This is a genomic window from Novosphingobium meiothermophilum (assembly GCF_003171715.1).
Classification (GTDB): domain Bacteria; phylum Pseudomonadota; class Alphaproteobacteria; order Sphingomonadales; family Sphingomonadaceae; genus Novosphingobium; species Novosphingobium meiothermophilum.
On the sequence record NZ_QGHL01000017.1, the window covers coordinates 110,604 to 125,414 of the forward strand.

Annotated in this window: 11 protein-coding genes; 10 read left to right on the forward strand and 1 reads right to left on the reverse strand. The window is 65.8% G+C overall.

Annotation, left to right across the window (positions count from 1 at the left end):
• Positions 1–28 precede the first annotated feature (28 nt).
• From DKM43_RS14375 to DKM43_RS14410, 8 genes are read left to right on the forward strand one after another with little or no spacing between them, the layout of a single operon-like run.
• Entirely contained in the window at positions 29–424 is a 396-nt protein-coding gene (locus tag DKM43_RS14375) for a Zn-ribbon domain-containing OB-fold protein (protein ID WP_109799180.1), read from the forward strand.
• A complete protein-coding gene (locus DKM43_RS14380; RefSeq protein ID WP_109799181.1) occupies positions 421–1,572 on the forward strand; it encodes a thiolase family protein in 1,152 nt (383 codons plus the stop codon). The genes DKM43_RS14375 and DKM43_RS14380 overlap by 4 nt, the downstream gene beginning before the upstream one ends.
• A gap of 9 nt (positions 1,573–1,581) precedes the next feature.
• Complete coding sequence (locus DKM43_RS14385; RefSeq protein ID WP_109799182.1) at positions 1,582–2,796, forward strand: acyl-CoA dehydrogenase family protein; 1,215 nt, start codon at positions 1,582–1,584, stop codon at positions 2,794–2,796.
• Positions 2,797–2,827: 31 nt separating this feature from the next.
• On the forward strand, positions 2,828–3,802 hold the full coding sequence (locus DKM43_RS14390; RefSeq protein ID WP_109799183.1) for a thiamine pyrophosphate-dependent dehydrogenase E1 component subunit alpha: 975 nt from the start codon (positions 2,828–2,830) through the stop codon (positions 3,800–3,802).
• A 20-nt stretch (positions 3,803–3,822) separates the two neighbouring features.
• Positions 3,823–4,836 carry an alpha-ketoacid dehydrogenase subunit beta gene (locus DKM43_RS14395; protein ID WP_109799184.1) on the forward strand — a complete coding sequence of 338 codons (1,014 nt, stop codon included), beginning with the start codon at positions 3,823–3,825 and terminating at the stop codon, positions 4,834–4,836.
• 12 nt (positions 4,837–4,848) lie between these two features.
• A complete protein-coding gene (locus DKM43_RS14400) occupies positions 4,849–6,294 on the forward strand; it encodes a dihydrolipoamide acetyltransferase family protein (RefSeq protein ID WP_109799185.1) in 1,446 nt (481 codons plus the stop codon).
• Positions 6,291–6,821, forward strand: coding sequence for a VOC family protein (locus tag DKM43_RS14405; RefSeq protein ID WP_109799186.1), 531 nt, complete (start codon positions 6,291–6,293; stop codon positions 6,819–6,821). The genes DKM43_RS14400 and DKM43_RS14405 overlap by 4 nt, the downstream gene beginning before the upstream one ends.
• A gap of 42 nt (positions 6,822–6,863) precedes the next feature.
• On the forward strand, positions 6,864–9,842 hold the full coding sequence (locus DKM43_RS14410) for a CHAT domain-containing tetratricopeptide repeat protein (RefSeq protein ID WP_145960527.1): 2,979 nt from the start codon (positions 6,864–6,866) through the stop codon (positions 9,840–9,842).
• Positions 9,843–9,905: 63 nt separating this feature from the next.
• On the opposite strand, the gene DKM43_RS14415 is transcribed toward DKM43_RS14410, so the two are convergent.
• Positions 9,906–12,278, reverse strand: coding sequence for a TonB-dependent receptor (locus tag DKM43_RS14415; protein WP_109799188.1), 2,373 nt, complete (start codon positions 12,276–12,278; stop codon positions 9,906–9,908).
• A 236-nt stretch (positions 12,279–12,514) separates the two neighbouring features.
• On the opposite strand from DKM43_RS14415, the gene DKM43_RS14420 reads away from it, so the two are divergent.
• Together DKM43_RS14420 and DKM43_RS14425 are read left to right on the forward strand one after the other, a co-directional pair.
• Positions 12,515–13,417, forward strand: a complete 903-nt coding sequence (locus tag DKM43_RS14420; protein ID WP_236632605.1) for a TIM barrel protein — start codon at positions 12,515–12,517, stop codon at positions 13,415–13,417.
• 33 nt (positions 13,418–13,450) lie between these two features.
• Positions 13,451–14,806, forward strand: a complete 1,356-nt coding sequence (locus DKM43_RS14425) for an MFS transporter (RefSeq protein ID WP_109799189.1) — start codon at positions 13,451–13,453, stop codon at positions 14,804–14,806.
• Positions 14,807–14,811: the final 5 nt, after the last annotated feature.

Below are 14,811 nucleotides of genomic sequence, written 5' to 3' on the forward strand. Positions count from 1 at the left end.
AACTGGAATCGCACGGAACGGGAGAGACATGCGCCTTATTGCCGAAGGGCTTGTGACCGACGATACGCCGCCCTGCCTGATCGGCGGGCGCGAGCGCGACAGCGGGCGCGTGGTGTTTCCGTGTCCGCCCGGCGAACGCTATGAACCGGTCGCGCTTTCGCGCACCGGCACGCTGTGGTCATGGACGATCCAGCGCTACCGCCCCAAATCGCCCCCCTATGCCGGGCCGGAAGCCTTCCGCCCCTGGGCAGTGGGCTATGTCGAGCTGCCCGATCAGGTGATCGTCGAGGCGCGGCTTGCGGACGTGGCCTTCGAAGATATCCATATCGGCATGGCGCTGGAGCTGACGATGATCCCGCTTGACCCCGAAGCAGCGGATCCCGTGATGATCCCGGCCTTCCGCCCCGCAGGAGCAGCAGCATGAGCGGCGATGTCTGCATTGTCGGTATCGGCATCCACCCCTTCGGCCGCACCGATGGCCTTTCCGGCCTCGATCAGGGCGTTTACGCGGTGCGACAGGCGCTGGCCGATGCCGGGATCGACTGGCCGCAGATCCAGTTTGCCTATGGCAGTTCGGATGCGGCTGGCAATCCCGATACCATGGTGGAACGTCTTGGCCTGACGGGCGTGCAGTTCATCAACGTGCGCAATGGCTGCGCGGCGGGCGGATCGGCGCTGTTTTCGGCGCAGATGGCAATCAAGAGCGGCGAGTTCGAGATCGGTCTTGCCGTGGGCTTCGACAAGCACCCGCGCGGCGCGTTCAACGCCATGCCCGCCGAATACAACCTGCCCGACTGGTATGGCGAAGCGGGCTACATGATCACCACGCAGTTCTTTGCCGCCAAGATCATGCGCTACATGCACCTGCACGGCATCAGCCAGACCACGCTGGCGCGCGTGGCCAACAAGGCGTTCCGCAACGCGGTGCACGCCCCCCACGCCTGGCGGCGCGAGCCGGTGGACATGGAAACCATCCTTGAGGCGCCGCTGGTTTCCGATCCCTATACCAAATACATGTTCTGCTCTCCGGCAGAAGGCGGGGTGGCGCTGATCCTCGCCAGCGAGAAGAAGGCGCGCGAACTGGGCAAGCCGCTGATCCGGCTGAAGGCGGCAACCATGCGCACCCGCCCGCCCAAGTCTTTCGAAGTGTTCGCTCCGTCGATCGACATTGGCGGCGGCACGGCCACGGCCACCCAGATCGCCAGCGCGGACGCGTTCCGCATGGCCGGGATCGGGCCTGAGGACATCGCGCTTGCCCAGCTTCAGGATACCGAATGCGGCGCGGAGATCATGCACATGGCCGAAAACGGCTTCTGCCGCGATGGCGAGCAGGAGGCATGGCTGGCCGAAGGCCGCACCGAGATCGGCGGGCGCCTGCCGGTGAACACCGATGGCGGCTGCCTTGCCTGCGGGGAACCCATCGGCGCATCGGGCCTGCGGCAGGTCTATGAAAACGTCGTCCAGTTGCGCGGGGACGGCGGCGGGCGGCAGGTGCCCGGCAATCCGAAGACCGCCTACAGCCACGTCTATGGCGCGCCGGGCGTTTCCGCCGTCACCATTCTTGAGCGTTGACACACCCTTATGGACATTGATCTTTCCCCCGAAGAACTGGCCTTCCGCGACGAAGTGCGCGCCTTTCTGGCAGAGAACCTGCCCGAAGAGGTAAAGCATGGTGCGGCGGCATCGCCCACGGTGTTCGTGGAACCGGACATCGGCCAGCGCTGGAACGCGGTGCTGCACAAGAAGGGCTGGCTTGCCTACCAGTGGCCGAAGGAAGTGGGCGGCACCGGCTGGACGCCGACGCAGCGCTATATCTTCGAGAAGGAATGCGCGCTGGCAGGCGCGCCGAACCTTACCGTGCTGGGCCTCAAGCTGGTGGCCCCGGTGATCTACACCTTCGGCACGGCTGAACAGAAGGCGAAGTATCTGCCCCGCATCCTTTCGGGCGAGGATTACTGGTGCCAGGGCTTTTCCGAGCCGGGTTCGGGATCGGACCTCGCCTCGCTCCAGACGCGCGCGGTGCTTTCCGATGACGGCACGCATTACAAGCTCAACGGATCGAAGATCTGGACCACGCACGCGCACTGGGCGAACAGGATGTTCGCGCTGGTGCGCACCGATGCCACGGTGAAGAAGCAGGCGGGCATCTCGTTCCTGCTGGTCGACATGAACCAGCCCGGCGTTTCGGTGCGGCCGCTGCTGACGCTGGCGGGCGACCACGAAGTGAACCAGGTGTTCCTTGAAGATGCCATTGTGCCGGTGGAAGACCGGGTGGGCGAAGAGGGCGACGGCTGGAAGCTGGCCAAGTTCCTGCTGGAAAACGAACGCGGCGGATCGTGCCATTCGCCCAAGCTCGAATATGACCTTGCCCAGATCGAGCAGGCCGCCCGATCCGAACCCGACGGGCGCGGCGGGGTTCTGGCCGACGATGCCGACTGGAAACGCCGCGTGGCGAGGGTGCGGCTGGAAATCCAGAGCCTTGAGATGATCGAGCTGAAGATCCTTTCGGAAGTTGCCAAGGGCCGCAGCCCCGGTCCGCAGACTTCGCTGTGCAAGCTGCTGGCATCGAACCTGCGGCAGGACGTGGATCTCCTTGCGGTCGATCTCTATGGTGCGGCGGGCCTTCAGCTTGATTTTGCCCGGCCCTTCTATGGCGACAATGCGCCTGCGCCGATCCATTCGCGCGATGCGCAGGTGGCGGCGGCGCGCTATCTCAACAGCCGGGCATGGACGATCTTTGGCGGCACGAACGAAGTGCAGGCGGGCATCATTGCTCGCACGGTTCTGGGTCTTTGAAATACTGCGATAACAAGAGGGAACAAGAAGGATGCAACTGAGCCGTGACGCGCTGTTGCGCGCCTATCGCCAGATGAAGGTGATCCGCGAGTTCGAGGAACGCCTCCACGTCGATATCCAGACCGGCGAGATCGCCGGGTTCACGCACCTCTACTGCGGGCAGGAAGCCGTGGCGGTTGGCGTGTGCGAACACCTTTCGGTGGAGGACAAGATCGTCTCCACGCACCGCGGCCACGGGCACTGCCTTGCCAAGGGCTGCGACGTGAACGGCATGATGAAGGAAATCTGGGGCAGCCGCGAGGGCCTCTGCAAGGGCAAGGGCGGCTCGATGCACATTGCCGATGTGGACAAGGGCATGCTGGGCGCCAACGGCATCGTCGGCGCGGGCGCGCCGATTGCGGTGGGCGCGGGCATTGCCGCCAAGATCGACGGCAAGGGCCACGTGGCCATCACCTTCTCCGGCGACGGCGCGTGCAACCAGGGCACCACCTTCGAGGCCATGAACATGGCGGTCGTGACCAAGGCGGCCACGATCTTCGTGTTCGAGAACAACCACTATTCCGAGCACACCGGCTACAAGTATGCCGTGGGCACCAATGGCGACATCGCCAGCCGGGCCGAAGCCTTCGGGATGAAGGTGTGGCGCGGCGATGGCACCGATTTCTTCTCGGTCTATGAAACCATGCGCGAAGTGCTGGAATATGTGCGCGTGCCCGGTAACGGCCCGGCGGCGGTGGAGTTCGATACCGAGCGCTTCTTCGGCCACTTCGAGGGCGATCCGCAGCGCTATCGCGGCCCCGGCGAGATCGACCGCATCCGCGCCGAACGCGACTGCATCAAGAAGTTCCGCGACAGCGTGACGCAGGCCAAGCTGCTTTCGGGTGCCGATCTGGATGCGATCGACGCCGAAGTGCTTGAAGCGATCGAGGAATCGGTGCGCCAGGCCAAGGCGGCAGACCGACCCACCGCCGAGGACGTCCTGACCGACGTCTATATTTCGTATTGAGACGGCAGGGAGCGAAACCAATGGCAAAGATGATGTATCGTGACGCCGTCCTGACGACGATCGCGGAGGAAATGGAGCGCGACGAGAACGTGGTCATGCTGGGCGAGGATATCGTCGGCGGCATGGGCACGGCTGGGGGACCGGAAGCAATCGGCGGGATCTGGTCGACCTCGACCGGCCTGTTCGGCAAGTTCGGTGCGGACCGCGTGATCGACACCCCGATTTCGGAAAGCGCCATCATGGGCGCGGCAGCGGGCCTTGCGCTTTCGGGCAAGCGCCCGATTGCCGAACTGATGTTTGCCGACTTCATCGGCGTGTCGCTGGACCAGATCTGGAACCAGATCGCCAAGTTCCGCTACATGTTCGGCGGCAAGACCAAGTGCCCCGCCGTGCTGCGCATGGCCTATGGCGCGGGCTACAACGCAGCCGCCCAGCACAGCCAGGCCGTGCACCAGATCCTCACCGGGATGCCCGGCCTGAAGGTGGTGATGCCCAGCACGCCCGCCGACGTGAAGGGCCTGCTGCGGACCGCCATCCGCGACGACGATCCGGTCGTGTTCCTTGAGCACAAGGCGCTTTACGGGATGAAGGGCGAAGTGCCCGACGATCCAGATTACATGATCCCCTTCGGCCATGCCCGCCTTTCGCGCGCGGGGCAGGACGTGACCATCGTATCGACCGGGCTGCTGCTGGGCTTCTGCGAAAGCGTGGCCGACAAGCTGGCCGCCGAAGGCATTGGCTGCGACGTGATCGACCTGCGCACGACCAGCCCGCTCGACGAGGAAGCGATCCTTGATTCGGTGGAGGTGACGGGCCGGCTCGTGGTGGTCGACGAAGCGCCGCCGCGGTGCAGCCTTGGCGCCGACATCTGCGCGCTGGTGGCCGAAAAGGCCTTTGCCAGCCTCAAGGCCCCGCCGCTTTCGGTGAACCCGCCGCACACCCCCATCCCGTTCGCGCGCGAGCTGGAATCTGCCTACCTCCCCTCGGCCGACAAGATCGAGGCGGCGGTGCGCAAGGTTCTCTCTTACCGCTGAGGAGCCGCGACAATGGCCAATATCCGCCCGTTCTGCATGCCCAAGTGGGGCATCGAAATGACCGAGGGCACCATCGCCGAATGGATGGTCAAGGAAGGGGAAGCCTTTACCAAGGGCCAGCTCCTGTGCCTGATCGAAACCGACAAGATCACCAACGAGGTCGAGGCCGAATATGATGCGGTGCTCAAGCGGCTGCTGACCCCTGCCGGCGATCAGCCGCATCCGGTGGGCGCGCTGCTGGCGGTCTTTGCCGATGCCGATACCCCCGATGCCGAGGTTGACGCCTTCATCGCCGCCTTCAAGCCCGCCGAAACGTCGGTAGCGGCCAAGGGCGGTGCGGCGGCTGCGCCTGCCTCTGCGGCCCCGGCGGCAGCGGCGCCTGCCGAAGCACCGGCCCGCGCGCCGAAGAAGATCGTGACCAACCGCGCGATCAGCCCCGAAGCGCTCAAGCTGGCCGAAGCCGAAGGTGTGGACATCGAACCGATCGAAGGATCTGGGCGCAATGGCCGCATCACCTATCAGGACGTGGTGCAGGCGCTGCGGCCCGATCGCGCCGCATCGTTCAGGGGCACGGCCGCGCTGGTGGACGATACGCCCGAAGCCTTTGCATCGCCGCTGGCACGGCGCATTGCCGCCCAGCACGGCATTGCGCTGGCGGGGATAAGGGGCACCGGGCCGCGCGGCCGCATTTCCAAGGCCGACGTGCTGGCGCTGGTGAAGCCGACCACCGCAGCACCCGCGGTTGCCTTTGGCGCGCCGTTCGAACTGGTGGCGAACGAACCGCAGGTTCAGCCCTTCGACAAGGTGCGCAAGGTGGTAGCCCGCCGCCTGACCGAAGCGAAGCAGACCATACCGCACTTCTACCTGCGCGTTTCGGCCAGCGTCGATGCGCTGATGGACCTGCGCAAGACGGCCAATCTTGTTCTGGGCACAAAAGCCTCGATCAACGATTACATCGTCAAGGCCGTGGCCATGGCGCTGGTCAGGCACCCGGACGTGAACGTGCAGGTGCATGGCGATGCGGTGCATTCGTTCCCCCACGCCGACGTGGCCATTGCCGTTGCCAGCCCCAAGGGCCTTGTCACCCCGATCGTGCGGCAGGCCGACCGGATGCACATTGCCCAGATCGCCGCCACCACCCGCGCCCTGATCGACAAGGCGCAGGCCGGAAAGCTGGGCTACGAGGACATGGACGGCGGCACCTTCTCCGTCTCCAACCTCGGCATGTTCGGGATCGAGCAATTCGATGCGATCATCAATCCGCCGCAGGGGGCGATCCTTGCCGTGGGCGGGGTGAACCGCGTGGCGGTGGAGACGGCCAGCGGCGACATCGCCTTTGAAAGCCGCATCGCGCTTACCATGTCGGTCGATCACCGCGCCATTGACGGTGCGGCGGGAGCGCAGTTCCTGCAAACGCTGAAAGGACTTCTCGAAGCACCGGAAGGGCTGTTCGCATGACCCGCAAGATCACGCAGCTCGGCCCTGTCGGCCAGCTTGCCTATCTGCCGCAGGATTTCGATGCGGCGGTCCGCTACTGGACCGAAACGATGGGCGTGGGACCGTTCTACCTGATGGAGAACGTCGCGCTGGGCGATTGCAAATACAAGGGCGTTCCCACCGGCGCGGTCTTTTCCATCGCCATCGCCTATTGGGGCGATGTGCAGATCGAACTGATCCGCCCGGAAAACCGCGAACCTTCGATCTATACCGGCGAATATGCCGTGACCGACGGGCTGCACCACATCTGCATCTTCGTGGAATCGATCGAGGAAGCCCGCGCCGCCTGCGCCGAAGCTGGCGCGGAAATCCTGGTGGAAGGCACGGTGGGCGCCGATGGCGCGGTGATCTATGTCGATCCCGGAAAGGGACCGGGGCACGTCATCGAACTGCTCCAGAACATGACCGGGGCCGATGCCATCTTCCAGATGATCAAGGACGCCGGAAAGGATTGGGACGGCACCGAGCCGCTGCGCAAGCTGGGATAAGCGCCCTTGCCAGCCATGGCCCCATGCGCAATGTTCGCATGGATGCAAACGCCGACCCAACGCATGAACGCAGGCGCTGCCGCCGCATTGCGAGGGGCAGCGCTTGCCTGTGGCGCCTTGTGGCTTGCCGCGCTGGCGCCTGCGGCCATGGCCCAGCCTTCTGCCGGGCCGACCGCGGCACAGCGCGCCCGGCTCGATGCCATGTTCGCCGCCGCCGATGCGCTTGACGAAGGGGCCGATCCGGCCGCCTATCGCCGCGCTTTCGAAGGGGTGCTTGCCTATGGCAGAACACTCTATCCGCCCGGTCATCCCGAACTGGCCTGGCTCGAATCCGAACAGGCCACCGCCGACTATCTGCAAGGCGACATCAAGGGCGCCGAAGCGCGCCTGGCACGCATTGCGCCCGTGCTGGAACGCGCAATCACCGAACGGGCGGACGAGCCGCAATGGCGCGAACGGCGGATGCTCGTCGCCAATGCGCAGGTCGTGATCTACCTGACGCTGAGCCAGTTCGACAAGGCGACCGAACTGGGCGAACAGGTGCTGGCGTGGCGGCTGGAACAGGCCCGCCGCCAGCCCGAAAACGCCCGCGCCAGCACCGAGCTTTCGGCCGCATGGTCGAACCTTGCCAATGCCCAGATCCGCAACGGCGAAACCGCGCGCGCCATCACCAGCGTGCGCGAGGCCATTGCCATCGACCGCCGCCTGAAGCCGATCCCGGTGAACGCCGCGCCGCATTTCGGCAATCTGGTCACGTTCCTCTATGCCGCGGGCAGGCTGGAGGAAGCGGCCGAGGAAGGGCGGCGCACACAGGCCATGCTGGAAAGCTTCCTGCCCGAACGCCACCCCTTCCTTGCTGTCAACCTCAACACGCTGGCGCGGGTTCTGGCCGATCTGGGCAGGCTGGACGAAGCCGAGGCCGTGGCGCGCAAGGGGCTGGACATGGCCCACGCAAGCTTTGGCGAAAGCCAGCAGACCTTGAGCTATCTGGCAACGCTGGCCCATGTCCTGACGCTGAACGGCAAGGCCGCCGAAGCCGAAGTGCTGGCCCGCGCCGCCACCGAGAAGATGGCCCGCGATCTGGGCGCAGAGGCCGACCGCGCATTGCTGGCGCGCGAAGCGCTGGCCGGGGCCTTGCTGGCAGGCGGCAAGGCCGAGGACGCCTTTGACCAGTTCAGCGTCGTTTCCGCGATCCGGGCGCAGCGCTATCCGCCCCACCACCGCGAACGCATCGAGGGCGAGGACCGGCTGGCGCTGGCCGCGCTGGAGGCGGGAGACGTGGCCACCGCGCGCGAGGTGCAGCAGCGCGCGCAAGGTCTGAGGCTGAACAGCGGCGCGGCCGATGATACCGCAGCGCTGGTGGGCGAGGCGCGGCTGGCGGCACTGGCGGTGCTTGCCGGAGACAGCGCGGCAGGGCTGGATCAGGCAAGGGCCGTGGCCGCCCGGCTTGATACGCGGCTGGGCGAACTGGAAGCGGGCGGCGCGCGCCGGTCCGGGCTGGACCGGCAGCTGCGCAGCGGTTTCGGCTGGGCGATGGAAGCAGCGGCGCTGGCAGGCGATGCGGCGCAAGCCTTCGTGCTGGCGCAGCCCGTGGTCGAAGGGGCCGCCGGGATCACCGCCCGCGCGGCTGCCCGCCGCATGGCCGCGCTCGATCCCGAAAAGGCCGCCTTGCTGCGCGAACGGCAGGATGCTGCGCTCATGCTGCAAACCCTGCTGGACCGGCAGCTGCGCCTTGCCGGGCTGGGCGCATCGGCCGACCGGCTGGCCGCGCTTGAGGCTGAGCGCACGGCCGCCACGCAGCGCTTTGCCGCCGCCGATGCCGCGCTGGCCGAACGTGCGCCCGAACTGGCCCGCAGCGAAGCGACCGAGCGCGTGACGCTGGCCGAAGCGCAGGCGCTGCTTGGCCGCGACGAGGCGCTGCTGATCGTGGCGCCGGGGCCGCAGGGACTGGTCATCATTGCCGCCACGGGCAAGGACGCGGCCGTTGTGCGCCACGGCAGCAGCCGCCGCGCCGCCGCGCTGGTGCGCCAGCTTCGCGCCGGGCTGGAACGGCCGGGCGGCTTCGATCATGCCGCCAGCGCCGAACTGCGCGCACTGGTGCTGCCCGATGCCATCGCCCGCGTGATCGGCAAGCGCCGCCGCGTGCTGGTTTCGGCGGGCGGCGCGTTTTCGTCGCTGCCTCTTGCCGTGCTGGCCGCCGGAACGCCGGAGCGCCCACGCTGGCTGATCGAGGATCACGCGCTGGTCACGCTGCCCTCGCTGGGACTGCTGCGGCAGAGCGCATCGGCCAAGCCCCCAGCCCGCCCGCGCGCCTTTCTGGCGCTGGGTGCGCCGCAGTTGCAGGCGGATGAAGCAGCAGATGAACCGGCGGGCGCAGGCGTGCAGCTTGCCGCGGCCGAAGCGCTGCCGCCCTTCCGCACGGCAGACAATGCCCGCAGACTTGCCGATCTGCCGCCCCTGCCCGCCGCCGCCGATGAACTGGCCGGGCTGGGCAAGGCGCTGGGCGCGCGCCGCTCGCTCGTGCTGACGGGGGCGCAAGCCACCGAAGCGGCGCTGCGCGGCGCGGACCTTTCCGAGGTGGACGTTCTGGCGCTTTCCACCCACGGCCTTGTTGCCGGCGAGCTTGACGGGCTGGACGAGCCAGCGCTGGTGCTCACCCCGGCGGGCGATGAAGGCGACGGTCTGCTGACCATGGACGAGATCATGGACCTGCGCCTTGGCGGGGCGTGGGTGGTGCTTTCGGCCTGCAACAGCGCGGCCGGATCGGGCGCGGACGGCAGCGGGCTGGCGGGCCTCGCGCGCGCGTTCCTTCATGCGGGTGCGGGCAATCTCCTCGTCTCGCACTGGGCGGTGCGCGATGATCTGGCGGCGCGCCTTTCGACCGCAACGCTGGCCCGCTATGCGCGCGGGGCCGATCCGGCAGCCGCCTTGCAGGCAGCCATGCTGGCCATGGCAGGCGGCAAGGACACCGCGCTGCGCGATCCGGCGCTGTGGGCGCCCTTCGTCTTCGTGGGGCGTTAGGGCCCGAACGAAGAAGGCGGACCTTGCGGCCCGCCCTCCCCGAAATCAGCGCTGGCGCTTCGATCAGAAATCGAAGGCGACCCGCACGCCATAAGTGCGCGGCGCGCCGAACTGCCAGTTGTAGATGTCGTCCGGCCCGGCCACGGTGAACCCGGCATAGGACAGGGGGCGGTTGTTCTCGATGTTGCGCACAAAGCCCTGCACGCTGAAGCGGCGGTTTTCCGGCCGGTAGGTCAGCGAGAGGTCGGTCTGGGTGAAGGCCGTCTGCTTTGAATCGCGGTAGTTGAAGACATCGCCGAAATAGGCGCTCTTGAAGGTGGAGAACACGCTTGCGGTAAGGCTGCCCATCTCGCCCAGCGGGATGACCTTGTCATAGGCCAGCGTGATCGTCCATTCGGGCGTCATCGGCGGCGTATTGCCTGCAAGGTTGGGCTGGGTGACAACGCCCGGTGTGGTTTCGAGGTTGCCCACGGTCAGCTCGCCGTTGCCGCCATTGGGGCGGCAGCCGGTGCCTGCCACGCAGAACACGGGAATGGCCGTGAGAAGCTGCTTGTATTCCGCGTTCACGTAGTTGGCGGTCATGCTGAAGGTATCGTTGTCCGAAAGCTTGATGACCGCTTCGGCTTCGACGCCCCAGATCGTGGCCTTGCCCGCGTTGAAGATCTGGCTGCCCTTGGTGGTATCAAGCAGCACGCCCACCTGCAGATCCTTGTAGTCATAGTAGAACCCGGCAAGGTTGAAGATGTGCTGGCCGTTGGCGCCGAAGTTCTTCTTCAGGCCCGCTTCGTAGGCCGTGTTGGTTTCGGGCGCATACTGGCCGACGGAATCGAACCCGCCAGCCTTGAAGCCGGTGGAAACCTTGCCGTAGATCAGGGTATCGGGATCGGGCTTGTAGTTGATGCCCGCCAGCCAGGTCAGCTTGTCCGCTTCCGAACCCAGCGTCAGGTTACGCAGCGGCGTGCCGGGGTCGGCGGGACGCACCGAACCGGTGTTGAACAGCGGATTCGAAGGGTTAGCAATCGCGCCGCCATGATCGCGGTAGCGGGCCGAGCGCTTGTCGTCGGTATAGCGCAGGCCGCCCACCAGCGTGATCTGGTCGCTCACCTTGAAATCGGCCTGGCCGAACACGGCCCAGCTGCGCGATTCCACATTGCGGAAGAAGTAGTTCACGTAGCCGCCATTGGCCCCCAGCAGGAACGGCGGCGGCGGGGCGCGATAGAGGCCGCGTTCCACATCCAGCTTTTCGTTGAAATAGAACGCGCCGGTCTGCCACACGAGCCGGTCGGTTTCGCCGTTGAGGCGCAGTTCGTGGCTGTGGGTCTTGGTGTTGTTGACGAAGGTATTGAAGCGATAGGCCGGCGAAAGCGCCAACGCCGAAATCGCGTCGGTTTCGCGGAAACCGCCGGTATAGGTGAGGCTTGCCCCGCCAAAATCATAGCTGATGCTGCCACGCACGGCCGTGGACTTGAGATCGTTGCTGCCCACACCCGTTGCCGGGGAATCATAGCGTGAACGATCGACCTTCGAAAGATTGTCGGTGCGTGCAGGGATGCACTGCGTTCCCGGCACGGCGGGCGCGATCTCGACCCAGCCGGGGTTGGCGGCACATCCGGCGCCGGGCGAATTGCCGGCCGCGTTGAAGTTCACGAAGGCCTGGGCCGGAACAACGATATCCTGTTCGACGCGCTCACCGGCAATGTTGATCTTCAGACCCGAAACCGGTTCGAGCGCGAGGCTGATGCGGCCGCCCCAGGTGTTGTCATCGCCGCTGCGCAGGTTCGTGTTGGGGTGGAAGTTGTAGCCATCGCGCTTGGAATAGATGCCCGCCGCGCGGATGCCGCCGATATCGCCGAGCGGAACGGTGATGCCACCTTCGGCAATGACGTGATCGTAGTTGCCATAGCTGACGCTGCCGTTTGCCTCGAACTTGTTGCCGGGCTTGCGGGTGATGAAGTTGATCGCGCCGCCGGTGGCGTTGCGGCCATAGAGCGTGCCCTGCGGCCCGCGCAGCACTTCGACGCGGTCAAGGTCAAACAGCGCCGCATTCAGCACGACCGGGCGGTTGATGTATTCGCCATCGATGTTGACGGCGATGGCTTGGTCCTGCGCTTCGTCGTTGCTGTTGGAACCCACGCCGCGCACGGTGATGCGGGTGAGGACGGTATCGTTCACGATCTGCACAACCGGGGCCACGCGCTGGACCGAGAAGATGTCGGTCACGCCCGCAGCCGAGAGCGCTTCGCCGCTGACGACGTTGATGGCGATGGGCACGTCCTGAACGTTCTGCGCGCGGTTCTGCGCGGTCACGATGATGACGTTGGAATCCACTTCTTCCGGCGCTTCCTGCGGCGCCGCGCTCTGCGCAAAGGCCGGCATGGCCATGGCCATGCTGCATACGCTGCCAAGCAGCAAGGCGTGGAAATTGAAGGATTTCATCGCGGTTTCCCTCCCATGTTGAGCGCGAGTCTTTCGCTGCTGCGAATTGTGATGCTCATACTGATATAGACATTCTATTTTCGATGCAAGCCCGGATTTCGATTTCGAAGTGTGGCTGGCGGTCCAACACCCCGATTGTGGCGCAATTGCACCACACCCCAGCAGGCACAGACCATCGCTTGACCTGATCTGCACATTATGAGAATTATGATTCCAATAAAATAGCGGGCGTCATCTTGCCTGCCAGGCAATCGGCTGCCGCGATCCTCGCGCAGACCGTGGCCGCCGATTGGGAGACCGACGACGTGCCTGTTGCTGCTGAAACCCCGCTTTCTGCCGAAACCGCCAATTCCCCCAGTGCCTCTATCCTGCCCGCGCACACTCTTTCCGCCTGCATCGAATGGCAGTTTGCCGAGGCGGGCGATCTGGCGCAGCGCATCCACGCCGCAAGAGCCACGGGACTTTCGGCGGTGGAGTTTCACCTCTGGCGAGACAAGCCCGTGGCGCAGATGGCCGCCGCGCTGGCCGAGACCGGCATGGTCCTCACCGGTCTGTGCGTCGATCCGCGCCGGTCGATCGTCGATCCGGCCGAGCGCGCCGAAATGGTGAACGCGGTGGCCGAAACGATTGCCGCCACAGCCTGCCTCGGCAAGCCGCCACTGATCGTCGCATCGGGCTTTCGCGTGGAAGGGATGAGCGAAGAAGCACACTTTGCCAATGCCGTTGCCGCCCTGAAGGAAGCCGCCGCCCTTGCCGAGGAAGCAGGCGTCATGCTCCTGCTGGAGCCTCTCAACACCCGGCTCTTTTCGCAGATGTATCTGGTCAGCACCACGCTTGGCCTCGATCTCGTCGAGGCGGTGGCCAGCCCCAGCCTGCGGCTGCTTTACGATGTCTGGCACAGCGCGGTGATGGGCGAGGACATTGCCGAGGTGCTGGAAGGGCGCATCCATCTGGTTGCCCATGTGCAGGTGGCCGACATGGACGCGCGCAACGAACCGGGCACCGGCAGCGTGAACTGGGCGCACGTGATGGGCACGCTGCGCGCCATGGGCTATGCCGGCAGCATCGGGATGGAATACTTCCCCACCCTGCCGATGGACCGCTCGCTGGAACTGACCCGCACGACGCTGGGTCTTTGAACAGATCATCAAGCTGCGATCCGGGAGAGGGATGTGGCGGACAATCGACTGAGCCTGACCGAACGCCTCAGCTATGGGCTGGGCGACATGGGCACCAGCCTTGCCTACAACATGGCAAGCGGGTTCCTGCTGTTCTTCTACACCAATGTCGCCGGCCTTCCGGCGGCGGGGGTTGGCACCGTGTTCCTTGTGGCGCGGCTGCTTGATGCGGTGATCGATCCCCTGGTCGGCATCGCGGTGGACAAGACCCGCAGTCGCTGGGGGCGCACCCGCGGCTATTTCCTGCTGACGGCGCTGCCCTATGCGCTGGTCACGGTAGCGCTCTACCACGTGCCGGCGTGGAGCGAAGGCGCACAGCTTGTCTATGCCTTTGCCACCTTCAAGGCACTGGGCCTCATCATGTCCTTGCAAGCCATTCCCTACACAGCGCTCATGCCGATGATGACGCTCGACAAGACCGAGCGCCTGAAGCTGTCGGGAATGCGCTCGGTCGGAACCTCGATCTCGGTGGTGCTGGGAACGGCAGCGGTTCTGCCATTGGCAGGGCTGCTGGGCGGCGATGACCAGCGCCGCGGCTTCCAGCTTGTGGCGCTGCTGTTTGCGGCCATCGGGCTTGCCTGCACGCTGGCGCTGTTCCGCAACTGCCGCGAACGCTTCGAGGACAATGCCCCGCAGGACTTCGCGGTGCTGCCCGCCGTGCGCGAGATGCTGCGCAACCGGGCGTGGCTGATCGTGTTTGCCACATGCCTCCTTTATTTCATCCGCTTTGGCGTGATGATGAGCGCGACCGCCTATTTCGCCATCGACGTGCTGGGCAAGCCGTGGCTGATCTCGGTGATGCTGCCCGCAGTATCGGGAATGCTGCTCCTGTCCTCGTTCGTGGCCCCGCCGATCCTTGCCCGCACCGGCATCAGGCGCGGCTGCGTGGCGGTGCTGGCGCTGGCGGCCGTGCTCTTCGCCGTGCTGCCGCTGGCAGAGGGCAACACCACGCTGTTCCTGGCCCTTTACATTGCCGCCTGCCTTGCCACCTCGATCACGATCACGGCCGCCTTTGCGATGATTGCCGAGACGGTGGACTATCACGAATGGCAGTTCGGCAGCCGCCGCGAAGGGATGCTTTCGGCCGGGATCAGCCTTTCGACCAAGCTGGGCATGGCCATCGGCACGGCGGGCTTTGCCTATATGCTGGGCGCGGCAGGCTATGCCCCCGATGCCGTGACCGACGCCGCGCGCGGGGCGATCCGGTGGGCCTACTACGGCAGCGCGGTCGTGCTGCTGGCGCTTCAGACCGGGGCAATGCTGCTCTGGCCGATGGACGGCCTGCGCGAAACCATCCGCCATGACATCGCTGCCAGACGCCAAACGACGACAGCCCTTTCTACATCGTAAGGAGC

Bases quoted from the DNA above. Each gene is read 5' to 3' on its own strand.
- DKM43_RS14375 (WP_109799180.1), top strand. From the start codon at position 29: ATGCGCCTTATTGCCGAAGGGCTTGTGACCGACGATACGCCGCCCTGC.
- DKM43_RS14380 (WP_109799181.1), top strand. From the start codon at position 421: ATGAGCGGCGATGTCTGCATTGTCGGTATCGGCATCCACCCCTTCGGC.
- DKM43_RS14385 (WP_109799182.1), top strand. From the start codon at position 1,582: ATGGACATTGATCTTTCCCCCGAAGAACTGGCCTTCCGCGACGAAGTG.
- DKM43_RS14390 (WP_109799183.1), top strand. From the start codon at position 2,828: ATGCAACTGAGCCGTGACGCGCTGTTGCGCGCCTATCGCCAGATGAAG.
- DKM43_RS14395 (WP_109799184.1), top strand. From the start codon at position 3,823: ATGGCAAAGATGATGTATCGTGACGCCGTCCTGACGACGATCGCGGAG.
- DKM43_RS14400 (WP_109799185.1), top strand. From the start codon at position 4,849: ATGGCCAATATCCGCCCGTTCTGCATGCCCAAGTGGGGCATCGAAATG.
- DKM43_RS14405 (WP_109799186.1), top strand. From the start codon at position 6,291: ATGACCCGCAAGATCACGCAGCTCGGCCCTGTCGGCCAGCTTGCCTAT.
- DKM43_RS14410 (WP_145960527.1), top strand. From the start codon at position 6,864: ATGCAAACGCCGACCCAACGCATGAACGCAGGCGCTGCCGCCGCATTG.
- DKM43_RS14415 (WP_109799188.1), bottom strand. From the start codon at position 12,278: ATGAAATCCTTCAATTTCCACGCCTTGCTGCTTGGCAGCGTATGCAGC.